General features: G+C 42.6%; 17 protein-coding genes. 8 read left to right on the forward strand and 9 right to left on the reverse strand.

Annotation, left to right across the window (positions count from 1 at the left end; all coding sequences use genetic code 11):
* Positions 1-70 precede the first annotated feature (70 nt).
* Positions 71-331, forward strand: coding sequence for a 30S ribosomal protein S20 (gene rpsT, locus KS2013_RS07055; protein WP_068991749.1), 261 nt, complete (start codon positions 71-73; stop codon positions 329-331).
* A 98-nt stretch (positions 332-429) separates the two neighbouring features.
* Here rpsT and KS2013_RS07060 read toward each other — a convergent pair whose 3' ends face one another.
* On the reverse strand, positions 430-873 hold the full coding sequence (locus tag KS2013_RS07060; RefSeq protein ID WP_068991753.1) for a MarR family winged helix-turn-helix transcriptional regulator: 444 nt from the start codon (positions 871-873) through the stop codon (positions 430-432).
* A 198-nt stretch (positions 874-1,071) separates the two neighbouring features.
* Between KS2013_RS07060 and KS2013_RS07065 the strand changes: the two genes are divergently transcribed.
* Together KS2013_RS07065 and KS2013_RS07070 are read left to right on the forward strand one after the other, a co-directional pair.
* On the forward strand, positions 1,072-2,412 hold the full coding sequence (locus KS2013_RS07065) for a DUF1329 domain-containing protein (RefSeq protein WP_068991756.1): 1,341 nt from the start codon (positions 1,072-1,074) through the stop codon (positions 2,410-2,412).
* A gap of 101 nt (positions 2,413-2,513) precedes the next feature.
* Positions 2,514-3,065, forward strand: coding sequence for a DsrE family protein (locus tag KS2013_RS07070; protein WP_068994457.1), 552 nt, complete (start codon positions 2,514-2,516; stop codon positions 3,063-3,065).
* Between the two features lie 84 nt (positions 3,066-3,149).
* Here the strand turns inward: KS2013_RS07070 and cgtA are convergent, their stop codons facing one another.
* From cgtA to rplU, 3 genes are all read right to left on the reverse strand, one after another.
* On the reverse strand, positions 3,150-4,355 hold the full coding sequence (gene cgtA / locus KS2013_RS07075) for an Obg family GTPase CgtA (protein WP_068991759.1): 1,206 nt from the start codon (positions 4,353-4,355) through the stop codon (positions 3,150-3,152).
* A 128-nt stretch (positions 4,356-4,483) separates the two neighbouring features.
* Complete coding sequence (rpmA, locus tag KS2013_RS07080; protein WP_068991763.1) at positions 4,484-4,738, reverse strand: 50S ribosomal protein L27; 255 nt, start codon at positions 4,736-4,738, stop codon at positions 4,484-4,486.
* A gap of 3 nt (positions 4,739-4,741) precedes the next feature.
* Positions 4,742-5,329 (reverse strand): 50S ribosomal protein L21, encoded by a 588-nt coding sequence (gene rplU / locus KS2013_RS12155; RefSeq protein WP_068991765.1) that lies wholly within the window; start codon positions 5,327-5,329, stop codon positions 4,742-4,744.
* 344 nt (positions 5,330-5,673) lie between these two features.
* Between rplU and KS2013_RS07090 the strand changes: the two genes are divergently transcribed.
* Together KS2013_RS07090 and pckA are read left to right on the forward strand one after the other, a co-directional pair.
* The gene (locus tag KS2013_RS07090) at positions 5,674-6,642 is read left to right on the forward strand and encodes a polyprenyl synthetase family protein (RefSeq protein ID WP_068991768.1); all 969 of its coding nucleotides are present in this window, start codon (positions 5,674-5,676) and stop codon (positions 6,640-6,642) included.
* A 211-nt stretch (positions 6,643-6,853) separates the two neighbouring features.
* Positions 6,854-8,455 (forward strand): phosphoenolpyruvate carboxykinase (ATP), encoded by a 1,602-nt coding sequence (pckA, locus tag KS2013_RS07095; protein WP_068991771.1) that lies wholly within the window; start codon positions 6,854-6,856, stop codon positions 8,453-8,455.
* A gap of 59 nt (positions 8,456-8,514) precedes the next feature.
* On the opposite strand, the gene KS2013_RS07100 is transcribed toward pckA, so the two are convergent.
* Both KS2013_RS07100 and KS2013_RS07105 read right to left on the reverse strand, forming a co-directional pair.
* Positions 8,515-9,399 carry a hypothetical protein gene (locus tag KS2013_RS07100; RefSeq protein WP_068991774.1) on the reverse strand — a complete coding sequence of 295 codons (885 nt, stop codon included), beginning with the start codon at positions 9,397-9,399 and terminating at the stop codon, positions 8,515-8,517.
* Position 9,400: 1 nt separating this feature from the next.
* Positions 9,401-11,128 (reverse strand): pentapeptide repeat-containing protein, encoded by a 1,728-nt coding sequence (locus KS2013_RS07105; protein ID WP_068991775.1) that lies wholly within the window; start codon positions 11,126-11,128, stop codon positions 9,401-9,403.
* 110 nt (positions 11,129-11,238) lie between these two features.
* Between KS2013_RS07105 and KS2013_RS07110 the strand changes: the two genes are divergently transcribed.
* A complete protein-coding gene (locus KS2013_RS07110) occupies positions 11,239-11,640 on the forward strand; it encodes a carboxymuconolactone decarboxylase family protein (RefSeq protein ID WP_228703644.1) in 402 nt (133 codons plus the stop codon).
* Positions 11,641-11,648: 8 nt separating this feature from the next.
* On the opposite strand, the gene hda is transcribed toward KS2013_RS07110, so the two are convergent.
* Genes hda through KS2013_RS07125 form a run of 3 tightly spaced genes read right to left on the reverse strand, consistent with a single transcriptional unit; the run spans position 11,649 to position 14,109 of the window.
* On the reverse strand, positions 11,649-12,347 hold the full coding sequence (gene hda, locus KS2013_RS07115; protein ID WP_068991778.1) for a DnaA regulatory inactivator Hda: 699 nt from the start codon (positions 12,345-12,347) through the stop codon (positions 11,649-11,651).
* 28 nt (positions 12,348-12,375) lie between these two features.
* Positions 12,376-12,987 carry a CDP-alcohol phosphatidyltransferase family protein gene (locus KS2013_RS07120; RefSeq protein ID WP_068991781.1) on the reverse strand — a complete coding sequence of 204 codons (612 nt, stop codon included), beginning with the start codon at positions 12,985-12,987 and terminating at the stop codon, positions 12,376-12,378.
* A gap of 24 nt (positions 12,988-13,011) precedes the next feature.
* On the reverse strand, positions 13,012-14,109 hold the full coding sequence (locus KS2013_RS07125) for a DUF2066 domain-containing protein (protein WP_068991785.1): 1,098 nt from the start codon (positions 14,107-14,109) through the stop codon (positions 13,012-13,014).
* A 250-nt stretch (positions 14,110-14,359) separates the two neighbouring features.
* Here KS2013_RS07125 and KS2013_RS07130 point away from each other — a divergent pair, with 250 nt between their 5' ends.
* Both KS2013_RS07130 and KS2013_RS07135 read left to right on the forward strand, forming a co-directional pair.
* Positions 14,360-14,947 carry a hypoxanthine-guanine phosphoribosyltransferase gene (locus tag KS2013_RS07130; RefSeq protein WP_083217807.1) on the forward strand — a complete coding sequence of 196 codons (588 nt, stop codon included), beginning with the start codon at positions 14,360-14,362 and terminating at the stop codon, positions 14,945-14,947.
* Between the two features lie 170 nt (positions 14,948-15,117).
* Positions 15,118-15,783, forward strand: a complete 666-nt coding sequence (locus KS2013_RS07135; RefSeq protein ID WP_068991788.1) for an OmpA family protein — start codon at positions 15,118-15,120, stop codon at positions 15,781-15,783.
* Positions 15,784-15,799 lie beyond the last annotated feature (16 nt).

Here is a 15,799-nt window from a genome sequence, read left to right on the forward strand (position 1 = left end):
GCCCAAAAGATGTATATTTCGCGACCTTAAATTTGTGATTTACTTATTCAACAGTTGTTAGGAGTTCACCTTGGCTAACATTAAATCTGCCAAAAAACGTGCTCGTCAAGCTGAAGCTCGTCGCAAGCACAACGCAAGCCGCCGCTCAATGCTGCGTAGTTACATGAAAAAAGTTGTATACGCAATTGATGCCGGTAACAAGAAGGATGCAGAAGCTGCGTTCCAACGTGCCGTGTCTGTGATTGATACAGCCGTAAATAAAGGCCTTATCCACAAGAACAAAGCTGCACGTCATAAGAGCCGTTTAAGCGCTCGCATTCAAGCTCTTTAATATTAGATAGCTTGAGAAAAGATTTAAAAAGCCGCTTTTAGCGGCTTTTTCTTTAGCTTTATCACCACAGAACAGACGCAACTAATTATAACGCCCCTTTAACCTCTCTTAGCCTTTGATTTATTAGAGTTACTTAATAATAAGCTCACGCCATCATCCAAAAGTTTATATTCATCTTTACTAAAGTTTTGCAGTAAGTCTCCTACCAATCTCTTCTGCTGTGTCCTTATGGCTTCTATCGTTTGTTGGCTTTTTCGCGTTGGCGCGACATAGACAACACGTTGATCTGTTTTCGAACGCGACTTGATTGCATAACCAAGCTTTTCGAGCGCTTTAACCGTTCGTGTAATTGCTGGTGCGCTAACCTGTTCTATTTCTGCAAGCTGGTTTATGGTTTGGGGGCCTTGATTTACTAGAACGAACAAAATTTCTAGACGTTCCTGGGTTAACTCCATCCCTTTTTCAATATCTTTTGAAGATACATGGAAACTGTTTAATAAATGAAATAACTTTTCGGCTATATCTTGTTGAAAAAAAGACATTTTAATTTCCCTCTAAGAAATCGCTTAAAACTTAACAACAGCTATAATTTAACAATAGTTAACTACTAGCTCAAGCGCTACTTCCCCATTAAGATTTTACTTTTATTTTTATAAGCCTTTGAGTGTGGTTGTACCAGTTGACATAAGTGGTCGGATGTGTAAAATTCTCGGGTTCATAAGTTCTGCAAGGTCTTTTCCATGAAAAAGTTGATTTTACTATCACTCATGACTGCTTGCGTCATGACCCCGGCAGCTAACGCTAAAGTTACTCCAAATGAAGCGAAGAAGCTGCGCAACGAGCTCACACCAATGGGTGCGGAGAGAGCCGGTAACAAAGAAGGGACTATTCCAGCATGGACAGGTGGTATAAAGAAAACTCCTAAGGATTATAAGCCAGGCGAGCATCATCGCGATCCATTCGTCTCTGATAAACCTCTGCTAACTATTACGCAGAGCAATTATCGTGATTATGCAGATCACCTGACTGCAGGACAAATTGCTTTGATTAAGCAATATCCGGATTATAAAATAAACGTATACCCAACTCATAGAAGTGCGTCATTCCCGCAAAAAATTTATGATTTCAGTATAAAAAATGCCACAAAAGCAGAGTTAACCCAGGACGGTGCTGGTCTGAAAAATGCTTCTGTGGGAGTACCATTCCCAATCCCTCAAAATGGTTTAGAGGCTATTTGGAATCACCTGACTCGCTATCGTGGTGACTCCATTAAGAGAGAATATGTCCAAGTAACCCCTACCGAGGACGGTAACTTCAACCCTGTTAAGTTTGAGCAGGAATCACTACAGTATTATGCACAGGAACACCCTGAACGTGATAACTTTCTATTCCTGTATAAGCAACGTATAACCTCGCCTGCAGCCCTAGCTGGGGAAGTATTACTTGTGCATGAAACTTCTAACCAGGTAGTCGATCCACGTCGAGCGTGGCGTTATGATCCAGGTCGCCGTCGTGCATTTAGGACGCCTACTGTTGCTTATGATGCTCCAGCATTAGCGTCCGACGGTCTTGCGACAATTGATAACTTCGATATGTTCAGTGGTTCTCCCGATCGCTATAACTGGGAACTCAAGGGAAAGAAAGAAATCTTTGTTCCTTACAATGCCTATAGACTCCATAGCGATCAGCTGGACTATGAAGATATTATTCGTCCAGGTCATATCAACCAAGACCTTACTCGATATGAACTGCACCGGGTATGGGTTGTGGAAGCGACACTTAAGGAACTGGAAGACAATATCTACAGCCGTCGTACTTTCTACCTTGATGAAGATAGCTGGCAGGCCCTCCTGGTGGATCACTATGACGAGCAAGGTCAATTATGGCGAGTAGGTGAGGCTCATGCAATAAACTACTACGAAGTACCTGTATTGTGGTCGACCTTGGATGTTCTCCACGATTTAAAAGCACAGCGATACATTGCATACGGTCTGGACAACCAGGAAGATATGTACGATTTTTCTGAAAGTATGACTTACCGACAGTTCACCTCGTCCGCTTTACGACGAGAAGGTCGATAAACAACACAACTCCTCTGTGTTAGTTTGAGCCACTCATTGAGTGGCTTTTTTTTTACTCTATCTGTTAACCTAGAACAACTAATCCAATAATGGAAGATGCTATGAGTAACCATCACTTATTACTAATTTTGACCGTACTGCTAACTTTTGCAGCTGGTGCCAAAGCCACTGACACTCAGAAACCTCTTTATGGTCCTGCCATCAATAACTACGGCCCTTACTTTAAAATAGAAGACAGGGACACAGCGCTACCAGAAGATTTCGTATACAAAGCCGTGTTTGATGTAACTAAAACCAGCCAGGAACCTGAGAAATTAAACCGTAACATTGAAAGCGTGGCTAGATTTATCAATATGCATGCAGCCAACGGAGTGAGTACAGAGAATATGCGCATAGCAGTAGTACTTCACGGCGAATCCACCAAGGATAGCCTAAATAACTCGGCCTATAAACAGCGCCATGGCGTGGAAAATCCTAACCTGCCCTTAATTAAAGAGTTAAGACAACTCGGCGTAGATTTTTATTTATGTGGCCAGTCCGCCAAGTTCAGTAAGATTGAGAAGTCTGAGCTATCTGAAGATGTCGAGTTATCGCTTTCAGCCATGACCATGTTGGTAATGTTACAGGAACAAGGGTATAACCTGCTCCCTTAACTCTTTTAGCCAGCTTTTTACCAAACTATCTGCTGGGCACAAAAAAGCCGCTTTACAGCGGCTTTTTTTTAAGTTTTTAATCGACTACTTTTTGTCATCAGGCACTTGGCTAGGATCGACGTACACAACTTCTACGCCGTCATCCTCCAAATCCTCAACCCACTCTGGCTCCAAGCCTTCAAACGGATCCGCTTCGGCCTCATCCATGGAACCAGGCTCAGGCCAGTTAAACTCTTCCTGAGTCTTTTCAGCTTCAAATTTACGAATCTGTGGGTGCTCAATTAGATAGTCCATAATTGAGTTACAAATTTCCCTGGTACCTTCTTTCTTGATCGCTGACATTTTAAACACAGGACCATCCCACTCAAGGCGCTCCTGAACATCTTGCATACGAGCCTCTGCCTCTTCCTCTGTCATCAGGTCAGTTTTGTTAAATACTAACCAGACTGGCTTATCTTTAAGCGATATATCCTTACTTTCGCTATATTTATATAGCTCGTTCATAATGCCATTAAAATTCTCTACCGGATCCGATTCGTCGTACGGCATTAAATCAACGATGTGCAGCAAAATACGAGTTCTAGCTAAATGACGCAAGAATCTTATACCTAGACCAGCACCTTCGGCGGCACCTTCAATAACACCAGGTATATCGGCAACAACAAAACTGGATTCGGCATCTACTCGAACCACACCAAGGTTAGGAACCAGTGTAGTAAAGGGGTAGCCAGCAACTTTTGGCTTAGCAGATGATACGGCACGAATAAATGTCGACTTACCGGCGTTAGGCAAGCCTAGAAGTCCAACATCAGCTAAAACTTTCAATTCCAGGCGTAATTCCCGAACTTCACCAGGAGTACCATGAGTCGCCTTGCGAGGAGCTCGATTAATTGAACTCTTAAAACGGGTATTTCCTAACCCATGGAAACCCCCTTTGGCAACCAGGACTCTCTCGCCAGGCCGAGTCAGGTCGCCAACAATCTCACCGGTTTCTTTGTCAGTGATTTGAGTTCCTACAGGAGCTTTCAGTATAAGCTCTTCGCCTTTGGCACCGGTTTTATTTCGACCTTGACCATTTTCACCACGAGTTGCCTCATAGAATCGTACATAACGGTAATCAACTAATGTATTGAGCTCTTCATCAGCTTCTATATATACATTGCCGCCATCACCGCCATCGCCACCATCAGGGCCGCCTCTGGCTACATATTTCTCACGGCGAAAACTGACAATGCCGTTACCACCATCGCCCGCTCTAACCTTAATTGAGACTTCATCTACAAATTTCATAAGTCTATTGTGCCATAAATCCTATTGTATCGCGCTTAATAAGCCAGAATATCAGTGCTATGAAATCCGGCTCGACATACAAAAAAGCCCCAGCGATAGCTGAGGCTTTTTTTAAAGCTTAAGCTTGATTAAGCTTCGATAGAAACAAACTTACGCTTGTCTTTACCTTTAGTCTCAAACTTAACTTTGCCATCAACTTTCGCAAAGATAGTGTGGTCACGACCAAGTCCAACACCATTACCAGCGTGGAACTTTGTGCCACGTTGACGAACAATAATGCTACCCGCGCTTACTTCTTCACCACCAAAGCGCTTAACACCAAGGCGTTTACTTTCGGAATCGCGGCCGTTACGAGTACTACCACCAGCTTTCTTATGAGCCATCGTTTACTCTCCTTTCATCAATTCTTTAGCTTGATCGATCCAGTTTTCACGCTCGATACGACCTTTGAAGCTAAGTTCTTCGTCTAAGCGAGCTACGTCTTCAGCAGTCCACTCAGCGATTTGCTTAAATGTTGTTACACCAGCTTCGTTCAATTTCTTAACAATAACCGGACCAACACCTGATAATTGTGTTAAATCATCACCGTCTGTCTTCTTTGCTGCTGCTTTTTTAGGAGCTGCTTTTTTAGCTGGAGCTTTCTTAGCAGGCTTCTTTGAGCCATCAAGAGCAATACCGTTAATCTTTACTTCAGTAAACCACTGACGGTGACCTTGACGTTTCATGTGATGTTTACGACGCTTGAACTTGATGATGTTCACTTTTTTAGCGCGACCGTGGTCAACAACTTCAGCTGAAACCACAGCACCATCGACTAAAGGTGTGCCGATAGTAACGTTATCACCATCAGCTACCATTAAAACGTCTTCAAAATTGATTGTAGCACCAGTTTCTGCCTCGATCTTCTCAAGACGTACGACCTGGCCTTCTTTTACGCGGTGTTGCTTACCACCACTTTTAATTACTGCGTACATATTTATTCTCCAGTTTAGACCCTCTCATATATCTCAACAAGAAGGTTAATATGTATTGCTCTAAGGCTTTCTTAATTTGAGGGCGCGAATTTTAAGGCAAAACCCTGCCTAAAGCAAGGATTTATCGTGCATAAAACCTCAAAAAGCACTGTTTTTTACTAAATAGTCCTTGAAGCGGCCAAAACACTATCCAGATGTTGAATATTCACCATAAAAGCTTGACCACAAGGCCTAGCCTAACTAGGATTGCCAAGCAATTATCAAATTTAGTGTGACTGGTGCCCATTAACTGTCTGCTTAATCAGCCTTTGGCACCAGTTTACAGAGAACTTTAAAGGTAGACAATGAACCTGGCAGATATTCGTGCATTGGTAGAGAGTGACTTTCAAGCAACTAATCAAATGATCCTGGATCGCCTGAAGTCTGACGTAGCTCTGGTAGATCAGGTCGGTCATTATATTGTTGCGGCGGGCGGTAAACGCCTACGCCCCATGCTGGTACTTCTAGCTGCTAAATCAATGGGTTATGAAGGAAGCGATCATGCGAAACTAGCAGCCGTCATAGAACTAATCCACACTTCTACCCTACTGCACGATGATGTTGTTGATGAGTCCAGTATGAGGCGCGGTCGAGAAACGGCAAATGAGCTATTTGGTAATCAAGCTTCTGTGCTGGTTGGAGACTTCCTTTACAGCCGCTCTTTCCAGATGATGGTAGAAGTCAACAATATGAAAGTACTGAACATCCTGGCTGATACGACGAATCAAGTTGCTGCTGGCGAAGTTCTGCAATTGATGAATATCCATGATCCTGAAGTATCTGAAGAAGGATATTATCAGGTCATAGAGCGCAAAACCGCCATATTATTCGCCGCAGCAACCCAGCTGGGCGCTGTATTGACTAATGCCTCCAGCCAGATTGAAAAAGGACTTAGAACATATGGCTTACAACTTGGAATCGCCTTTCAGCTGATTGATGATGCTCTGGATTATGCTGCTGATGCTGAGGAAATGGGCAAAAACGTTGGTGATGATCTGGCGGAAGGAAAGCCAACACTGCCTTTGATATATGCACTAACGCAATCTAACTCTGACGGTCAGGCCGTAATACGGGCCGCAATTGAGCAAGGTGGTTTGGACGATTTGGATAGAATCATGTCGATTGTCAAGTCAACTAATGCTATTGAATATACTTATCAAGCAGCTGAAAAAGCAGTTAAAAAGGCTATTGATGCGCTAACACCTCTACCAGAGTCAGCATTTAAAACAGCCTTAGTTGAATTAGCCAAGCTATCTCTTAATCGTAACAATTAATCGTCTTGCAAAGCTTGAAAACAATAATTCATGCTTTTGCAACCCATTTGTGGGTAGCCTTGTTTAAATTAGCAAAAATATTGCAAATAAGTTTCATTAAACCTCGCCAGCCCAAAAGTTTTTTGGCATAATTACGTGCAATTTTCAAATAGCTAAATGTTATTAAAACAATTGCACTACAAAGCCCTGCTTTGTCCACGAGGAGAACCTAATGTCCCGCGATGTAGACCTGAGCCAATATGGCATCCATTCAGTCCACGAAATCGTTTACAACCCGTCTTACGAAACTCTATTTGAAGAAGAAACAAAAGAAGACATTACTGGCTATGAACGCGGCGTTGTCACTAAATCTGGCGCTGTAGCCGTTGATACAGGGATTTTTACTGGCCGCTCTCCAAAAGATAAATACATAGTTGAAGACGATGTTACTAGAGATACTGTCTGGTGGTCTAAAAATGGTGTTAATGATAACAAGCCCATCTCTCCGGCAGTATGGGAAGACTTAAAGTCTACAGTAACCGAACAGTTGTCAGGTAGCCGTCTGTTTGTTGTTGATACTTTTTGTGGAGCCAACGAAGATACTCGTCTAAAAGTTCGATTTATTACGCAGGTAGCCTGGCAGGCGCATTTTGTTAAAAACATGTTCATCCGCCCTACTGAGCAGGAACTGCAAGATTTCAAGCCTGACTTCGTCGTAATGAATGGCTCTAAAGCAGTCAATGATAAGTGGCAGGAGCATGGTTTAAACTCTGAAAACTTTGTTGCATTTAACCTGACTGAAAAGATTCAGCTAATCGGTGGTACCTGGTACGGCGGTGAAATGAAAAAAGGTATGTTCTCTATGATGAACTACCTTCTGCCTCTTAAAGGTATCGCATCAATGCATTGTTCCGCTAATGTTGGTGAAGAAGGTGATGTTGCCATTTTCTTCGGACTATCTGGAACTGGTAAAACAACTTTATCAACCGATCCTAAACGTGCATTGATTGGTGATGATGAGCATGGCTGGGACGATAATGGAGTATTTAATTTCGAAGGTGGTTGTTACGCGAAAACGATCAACCTGTCGGAAGAGAATGAACCTGACATATATCGTGCAATTCGCCGTGATGCACTACTAGAAAATGTTGTGGTTGATAAAAAAGGCAACATCGACTACGAAGATAATTCGAAAACTGAAAACACTCGTGTGTCCTATCCAATTTATCATATTGATAACATTGTTAAACCTGTATCAAAAGCAGGTCATGCAGGCAAGGTGATTTTCCTAAGTGCAGACGCGTTTGGTGTACTCCCACCTGTTGCAAAGTTAACCCCTGAGCAAACTCAGTATTACTTCCTCTCAGGCTTCACAGCTAAGCTGGCTGGTACTGAGCGAGGTGTTACTGAACCAACACCGACCTTCTCGTCCTGTTTCGGAGAAGCATTCCTAAGCTTACACCCGACACAGTATGCGGAAGTTCTTGAAAAGCGTATTCAAGACGCTGGTGCTGAGGTTTATTTGGTTAATACTGGTTGGAACGGCTCTGGTAAACGTATTTCTATTAAAGACACCCGTGGAATTATCGATGCCATTATGGATGGCTCAATTGATGAAGCGGACTTCCAGACCCTACCCTATTTCAACTTAGCTATTCCTACAAATTTAAAAGGTGTGGACAGCAATATTCTTGATCCGCGTGATACCTATAAGGATGCTGAAGAGTGGGAGGTTAAAGCCAAGAAGCTAGCGGGTATGTTTATTGATAACTTTAACCGCTTTGCTGATAACGATAAGGCAAGAGCTTTAATTTCAGCTGGCCCCAAAGTCTAAGTTTTAACAGTAAAAAAAGCCGCTTAAAAAAGCGGCTTTTTTATTGATCGTGATACAAGCTAAGGTCGTTCGTAGACTATTGCCAGCTTTGACTTATCAGGGCTTATGGCAAGACGGGTAATACCCCGAACGTTTAATTCTTCTAAGTCAGCAATAACCGAAGCCTTATCTCGCTCAACCTTTAATAACCGTGAGTTTTCCCCTGCTAAAACGCTCACCTCATCAAGCCAGATATAATCCTGCACACCTTTTGGCAAGGTAATGCCTGTGTCTTCGATATGCCCCTTAGATGATAGAGTTTTAAGATGGTGCTGACCAGCCTCTTCAACGGTGAAACTTACTTTCCCATGCCTTACTGTTTGCAAACAACGTCCAATATTCTCTGCCAAAATAGACGGCCTCTCACTTCCTCTAATATCTAGAATTTGTAATGTCATCACATCACCCAGAACGAATACAGCAGCCTGATTTTCATTCAGCCAGGCATGATAACCTATTGGTTCAATATCCTTGCGCCAAACTTCTTGTTCAGCATTTAAAAGATTAACCTTGCGCAGATGTTGCTGACCTTGAGGGTTAACACCGATGATTGAAACTGAGTCACTATCATATGGTGTGGCTGAGTATTCACTATGCTCATCTGTTTGTGTGATATTAATAGCCGCGTTATCTTGAAGTGAATAACGGTAAATGTCGGTTTGCTGCTGCTCTTTCCCTTCTACTCCCTGCATACGGGTAAAAAAGATTGAATCGCTATCCAAAGTAAACTTTGGTTGGTTATCATAACCGTCACGCTGAGTAATATGAACCGGCTCCAACTCTATCTCAAAGTGCCCATCCTTCTCTGAGAGTGGCAGCAGCATAATATCCGTTCCTTCTGCGCAGACGGTGTTAGCCAAAAGGAGTGTCAGCGCCGTTGTCAGTGACTTTTGTTTCAGACCCATTCTAATCCTCAGCCTCTAATTTTGAACTGTAGCAAACCACGGTATCACCGGCCTGTTTATCACCGACCGCTTTTTTAAGGGCTAATCGATGCTCTTCAAATTTAAATGGTGCATCAGTTTGAATTGCATAATGTCTTACGTTCTCTGAAACCAGAACCTGCCCTGGATCTGCCATTGACTCAAGTCGCGCTGCAAAATTAATAGCATCACCCTCAATATCCAGTTGCTCGGTTATTTCGTTATGGGTGATTTTCACTTCACCAATATCCAAACCGATTCGAAGTGAAAAGCCAGCTCCTGCCAGAACCCTTTGCATCATTGCAGCGCACTGTAATGAGTGTTCGACGGACTGAAAAGTTGCTCTTAAGGAATCCCCTTCCATATTAGGATAACTGGCATGCCATTTTTTAAGAACAGGTTTCAGTAGCCCTCTGAATAATGACAGCTTATCGGTACGTTCTTCTTCGTTCCAATTGGAAAAACCTTTTAAGTCAGTAAATAGAACCGCCAAACGACGTGTTTTAGCGTCACTATCGATTTCTGATAACTCAAGAAGCTTGGGCCAGTACTTATCTTTAATTGCCTGTAGGGATTCGCGTATTTCGAATTGAAGCTTGCGCTCAGATTGAAGGCTGATCTGAATTGATTGTAATTTATCTGCTTCCTGTTGCAGACTGCTCTCTAAAACCGAAGGGTTTAAGCCGCCGGTATCCTCAACTACCAAGACTGCACGAGTATCACCTGGTTCATTGCGAATATCACGGATACGTAACTTACACCCCCAATAGCTGGCTTCTAGATGTTCAATAAAGAACGGTAAAGTTGCTAAATCCTGGTAAGATAACATCCGCTGATAGCGTAAGGTAAAAGTAACCTTGTCCGAAAATAGTTTCTCAAACTGGTGAGGAGAGTAATGGGTAAAATCACGACCTCTTTGATCCCAGCTGGCGTGTGAGCATTCAATATTACGGATTGACCAGCCTTTTGTTTGTACTTGCCACAATTTAGTAGAACTCAGTTTTGCCCCATCCAAATTTGCTTTACACAAGTTCGCACTTCTTAAATCAGCACCCTGAAGGTTTACTTTAGATAAGTTAAAGCCAGACAAATTTTGTGAAGTCAGGTTAACGTTACTGAGATTAGCGCTCTTGAGTAAGACCCCTTCGATATTACAGTTTGATAGGTCCACATCTGACATGTTTGCACCGGTCAGATTAGTATCTCTTAAATTCACACGCTCCATCTTTGCGCCAATTAATTGTGCTCCCTGCATATCCAGACCTTCAAGATTCTGTCCACGTAAATCTGCACCACTGAGATTAGCTTCTCGCAGGTCTTGACCACGAAGATCATGGTCACGCAGGTCAACGTTAGATAAGTCTGTTTGATAACAGATTGCCGTTAGTAAATTGGCGTGCAGTAAGTTGGCATGACTCAAATTCGCTTTTTTCAGGTTAGCAGCAATGAGTTTCGCATTCGATAGATTACAGTAGCAAAGGTTTGCATCAGTTAAATTGCTGGCTATAAGGACTGCATTTTTTAAGTCAGCATAAGCAATGTTTGTGCCGACAAAGCTGGCTTCAGATAAATCGCAATCGGATAAATCCATCCCTCGTAAATCCAGGCCATCAAAAACAACCTTCTCTTTCGGGTTTTCCTTACGCCACTGATTCCAAGCGTCCGCCCCTTGCACTAATATATTATAGAGTTCATTATTCGCATCACTCATTGAGCAATATTCCTCACAGCTCCCCAGACCACTACTATTTATACCACAGATAGAACCATGAAAACAGCTTGCCTAAGCTTTTACTTGTGCTTATAAATCAAGTTTGTACAATGACTTTTTTAGACTTTGGATTAATGGTTATGTCAGAGCAAATTAAGCACCCTTTTGAAGAATTCAGAGCAGAGCGTGAAGCAGGGAATGAAAAAGCGCTTGATACCGAGAGTTTATTAATTAAACGTTTCTTTGGCTTAGATAAAACAGCTTACGGCGAAGGCAAGCTTGATAGTCGTACAAAAGAACTACTGGGCCTGGTTGCCTCCATGGTTTTACGCTGTAATGACTGTATCGATTACCACCTTGAGCAATCCGTAAAACAAGGCTGGTCAAAGGAGGAACTTGATGAAGCAATGGGCGTTGCGATGCTGGTGGGGGGGTCTATTGTGATTCCACATTTACGTCATGCTAAAACAAGTCTTGAGTTTCTTTTCGAGGAAAAAGCGCAATCATCTTAAGGTCTTAATTACAGACCTAGAACTTGCTTAACGAATGGAATCGTTAGGCGACGTTGTGCCTGTAGTGATGCCTGATCAAGTTTCTCCAACATACCCAGAAGATACGGCAAATCTCTCTGCTGACGGGAAAATAAGTAGTTTATTACGTCTTCTGACAACTCCAAACCTCTTTCTTCAGCTTTCTGTTGAAGTAGTAATCGTTTTGCATCATCGGGTAAAGGCTGAATGGCATGGATCAACATCGCACTCAGTCTCGATTTCAAGTCTTGCAGTACAACTTCCAGCTGCTGCGGTGCTTTATCTCCGGCAATAATTAGAATCTTATTTTGCTCTTTAAAATGATTATAAAGATTAAAAAAGGCCGTTTCCCACTCTTTATTTCCCAGACAATGCTCCAGACCATCGAGACATACTGCATCGAAGGACAAAAGACCATCTACCATTGCAGGAACAAGTTGGGGGTTATCAAGCGGAAGATAAGCTACCAGTCGTTGTGGAAAGCATTCAGAATACTGGTGGATAAACCCCTGCAGTAAGTGCGTTCGACCGGTTCCCGCATTACCGTACAGATAGATAAATTCACTGTTTCCAGCTGCAACCGATTTGAGTAAATCAACCAGCTGACGGTTAGCTTCCTCCCCCCCAGCAATGAAGTTACTGAACGTTGCATCGGCTTTAATTTCTATGTCGAGAGGTAGTTGCTGCATAATACTGATGACAAAAGCTTTGATTCAATTAGCCTTTCTCAGCCACTCGCTCTTTTTCTTGGCGCTCAGACTTCACATCTTCACCCTGACTGCTGGCAGCTTGCCCTCGGTAATGAGATATACCAAGCCAGATATAATGTAACCCACTGATTATGCAGGTTAAAATTACTGCAAACTCCAGTCCGTCAAGGAACATTTCTGGGAGACTGAACCAGCCTAGATGGACCAGTACCAACAGAACCAGCAGGATGAGTAATGCTGTATTCCACTTAGAGATGAGGCTAGGTCGCATTTCATATGGGCCAACCAGATAATGGTAGCTGGTAGCTCCACCAACAATTAAAATATCTCGGCTGGTAGAAATCCAGAATAGTGTCCAGGAAATATGACCTTTCATCACTAACAACAATAAGGCGACAAATAAAAGAACTTTATCCGCCAACGGGTCAGTAATGGAGCCGAAGCGGGTTTGCCAGTTAAATCTCTTGGCAAGCAAACCATCCAAACCATCAGAAACACCCGCGATAAGAAATATTATCACTGCTGAGGTGTAGTCCTGATGCCATGTATAGTAGGCGAATGGTATAATCAGAACCACTCGCAGTAGCGTAATAATGTTTGGAAGTAAGTTTAAACCCATGTTTTTATTTAACTTATTTTTATATTAAGGCGTTTCCCAGATAAAGTGAAAATCACCCCTTAAACTGTCAATCGGCTCGAAGCCATAATTTGACCGCTGCAGATTATTCCCTAAAGTTATTGCTTCAATCAAGTTTTGTGGAGCAGTTAGTGATTCTACTTTAAATAAGACCGTGTCACCAGCAACTTCCACTGCACTGGCCGATTTTACCATGGCCAGAGAGTTTAGATATTTCTGCAAACCTGCAAATGATTCGAAATCTCTTAGGTTTTCTACGGATATAAATATTTCCTGGGCATGTTCAGATAAAACTACCGCTAACTTAGCCGACAATGAATCTGCAACTCGATTTACGGCAGCATTAATAGCTTCGAATGAAGTTCTGCCAACGGTTGAAAAGCGCTCGCTACGCCCCTGGTAAGTAAACAGCCAGCTCCCCTGCCACTGGCTGCTATTTCTAGAGAGACTGCCAGCAACCCAGTAATCTCTTGAGTAACGTTGGCTCGCTCTTTCCAGCGGACTCTCAAAACGGCCCCATACATCAGCAACCTCTAGTGCTGACTGGTCCTCAATGTCCATTAATGGCATTGTAATTGGCAGGCCACGCTTTTCAGCTGAAATATTTAAAGCCGCATTTATGAAGGCTACTTCATCACTAGCTATTTTCCGCAAGCCACTGGTCTCATAGGCAATCCAAAAGATACCCGATGGGCGGTCTTCCCCCCAGATTGGTTTCGAAGCCTGTTTGAGCAACCTTAGAATGGATGATTTATCAAATGTGCCCTTCAATAATAAAGGTTTTTCAAAAATCATTTGTTCCGCTGCAGATAGCTTTTGGTAAGAGTAGCGTCGAAGGTACTGCTCAGCATCCTCTACAGCATCACGAACCGTCGGAGAGCGTAACACATTTCGATCACCGCTTACGCGAATCAGAGTTTGCTCAAAGCTTTTCTTAATAGCCTGAGTTCTCAGCGCAGAAGACTGGCTGTCCACCGGCCAGGTCGCACTATATAAATCGGGCACCTGTTCCGCTTTACTGGGTTGACTGAATGCAACTGTTGCAGCAAGTACCATTAAGATCAGCTTTAAAAATTGAGCCATACCTTCAAAATCCTGATTCATATTGTCATGAGTTTATTTTCTGCGGCGGAGAATATCGCATTTTGAGAACGAATTCTGTGCTAATTATTTGAAAAAAGTGTAAAACTCACACTGAATAAGTGAATTGCTCGATATTTTATCGAGCTTTTCCCAATGACGCTAGACGCAAAACTAAATAATGAAATTTAATTACAGTGTGCCAGATGGCTGGTAGCCATACATCCAGATAATTTATACTGGCCACACTCCCAAAATAGGCAAAGAAATTACCGTGAATCAAAAAGAACACAAGCCTGCAACGGATACTAATTACAATATTCTTGAAAAGTCAGAAGTATTAATCGGTGAGCACACTATCGATAATGCCATTCAAAAGATAGCTGAACAGTTAAATCAATGTTATCAGCAGAGTCAGTTCAAAGGTGAAGTCATCTCTACATTTTGCATTATGAATGGCGGACTTTACTTTTCAGGGCAGCTCCTTAGATACCTAAACTTCCCTGTAAAGTTAAGTTTCTTACATGCTAGTCGCTACGGGGATAATACCCATGGCCAAAAACTAACTTGGACAGTTAAGCCAAAGGCTTCCGATATCGAACAGCAACACATTCTATTACTGGATGATATTTTTGATGAGGGGCTTACACTTGAGGCTATAGCAAAAGAATGTCAACAATTAGGTGCAAAATCAGTTTGCTCTACGGTTCTAGTCAATAAACAGCATGATCGCAAACCTAAAAGCGGTTTCAAACCAACATTCTCAGGGCTTGAGGTGGAAGATAGGTATATTTTTGGATGCGGAATGGACTACAAAGGCTTATGGAGAAACCTCCCTTCAATCTACGCTTTAAAAGCATAACACTTTGAAATTCTGCAAATTCATTTGAATTTTGAGGTTTCTATCACATTAAACTTGTACAATCTAAGAAATCCTTAATATCACTTGGTAGTATTAAGGTAATTCAGTTTTTATTCACTTAGACTGTATATACTGACATTACATTTTGGGGAAACACGAGGACATCAATAATGAAGCAGTTTACCTCTATTAAGAAAACTTTAACCGTAGCTACTCTAGCAGCATTGGTAGCATCAGGTTGTACCGTACTGGATCCATATACTGGTGAAGAAAAAACCAGTAACGCAGTTAAATATGGTGCTGGTGCAGCTGTAGTGTGCGGTTTGATTGGCGCAACAAAAAATAGTAAATACGCACGAAATGCAGCACTTGGCTGTGGTGCAATCGGAGCCGGTGTTGGCGCCTATATGGATCATCAGGAAGCAGAGCTACGTGAAGAGCTTGCTGGTACCGGTGTTGGCGTTAAGCGAAATGGCGATAAAATTCAGTTAATTATGCCTGGTGACATTACTTTTGAAACGGATCGTCACGACGTAAACGCAGACTTTTATCCAGTCCTAAACTCTGTTGCAAAGGTGCTATACAAGTACGTAGACACAGATCTTGAGGTGGCCGGCTTTACTGATTCGGTTGGTTCTGATGCTTACAATCAGGAGCTTTCTGAAAAGCGCGCCTCAAGCGTAGCAAGCTACCTACGTCAACGTGACATTCAGGCTGGCCGTCTACATGTGAAAGGTTTTGGTGAGCGCTATCCAATCGCTCCTAACGAAACAGCTCAGGGCCGTGCTCAAAACCGTCGCGTTGAGTTAACCATTATTCCTCAGGAGCCAAGCTAAATAGGGATACTCCTAA

Origin of the sequence: Kangiella sediminilitoris, from assembly GCF_001708405.1 — a bacterium.
In the GTDB taxonomy this organism is placed as follows: domain Bacteria; phylum Pseudomonadota; class Gammaproteobacteria; order Enterobacterales; family Kangiellaceae; genus Kangiella; species Kangiella sediminilitoris.

Bases quoted from the DNA above. Each gene is read 5' to 3' on its own strand.
- rpmA (WP_068991763.1), bottom strand. From the start codon at position 4,738: ATGGCTCATAAGAAAGCTGGTGGTAGTACTCGTAACGGCCGCGATTCC.
- KS2013_RS07060 (WP_068991753.1), bottom strand. From the start codon at position 873: ATGTCTTTTTTTCAACAAGATATAGCCGAAAAGTTATTTCATTTATTA.
- hda (WP_068991778.1), bottom strand. From the start codon at position 12,347: ATGCAGCAACTACCTCTCGACATAGAAATTAAAGCCGATGCAACGTTC.
- KS2013_RS07100 (WP_068991774.1), bottom strand. From the start codon at position 9,399: ATGGGTCTGAAACAAAAGTCACTGACAACGGCGCTGACACTCCTTTTG.
- cgtA (WP_068991759.1), bottom strand. From the start codon at position 4,355: ATGAAATTTGTAGATGAAGTCTCAATTAAGGTTAGAGCGGGCGATGGT.
- KS2013_RS07110 (WP_228703644.1), top strand. From the start codon at position 11,239: ATGACTTTTTTAGACTTTGGATTAATGGTTATGTCAGAGCAAATTAAG.
- KS2013_RS07105 (WP_068991775.1), bottom strand. From the start codon at position 11,128: ATGAGTGATGCGAATAATGAACTCTATAATATATTAGTGCAAGGGGCG.
- KS2013_RS07070 (WP_068994457.1), top strand. From the start codon at position 2,514: ATGAGTAACCATCACTTATTACTAATTTTGACCGTACTGCTAACTTTT.
- KS2013_RS07135 (WP_068991788.1), top strand. From the start codon at position 15,118: ATGAAGCAGTTTACCTCTATTAAGAAAACTTTAACCGTAGCTACTCTA.
- KS2013_RS07125 (WP_068991785.1), bottom strand. From the start codon at position 14,109: ATGAATCAGGATTTTGAAGGTATGGCTCAATTTTTAAAGCTGATCTTA.
- pckA (WP_068991771.1), top strand. From the start codon at position 6,854: ATGTCCCGCGATGTAGACCTGAGCCAATATGGCATCCATTCAGTCCAC.
- KS2013_RS07090 (WP_068991768.1), top strand. From the start codon at position 5,674: ATGAACCTGGCAGATATTCGTGCATTGGTAGAGAGTGACTTTCAAGCA.
- KS2013_RS07120 (WP_068991781.1), bottom strand. From the start codon at position 12,987: ATGGGTTTAAACTTACTTCCAAACATTATTACGCTACTGCGAGTGGTT.
- rplU (WP_068991765.1), bottom strand. From the start codon at position 5,329: ATGTACGCAGTAATTAAAAGTGGTGGTAAGCAACACCGCGTAAAAGAA.
- KS2013_RS07065 (WP_068991756.1), top strand. From the start codon at position 1,072: ATGAAAAAGTTGATTTTACTATCACTCATGACTGCTTGCGTCATGACC.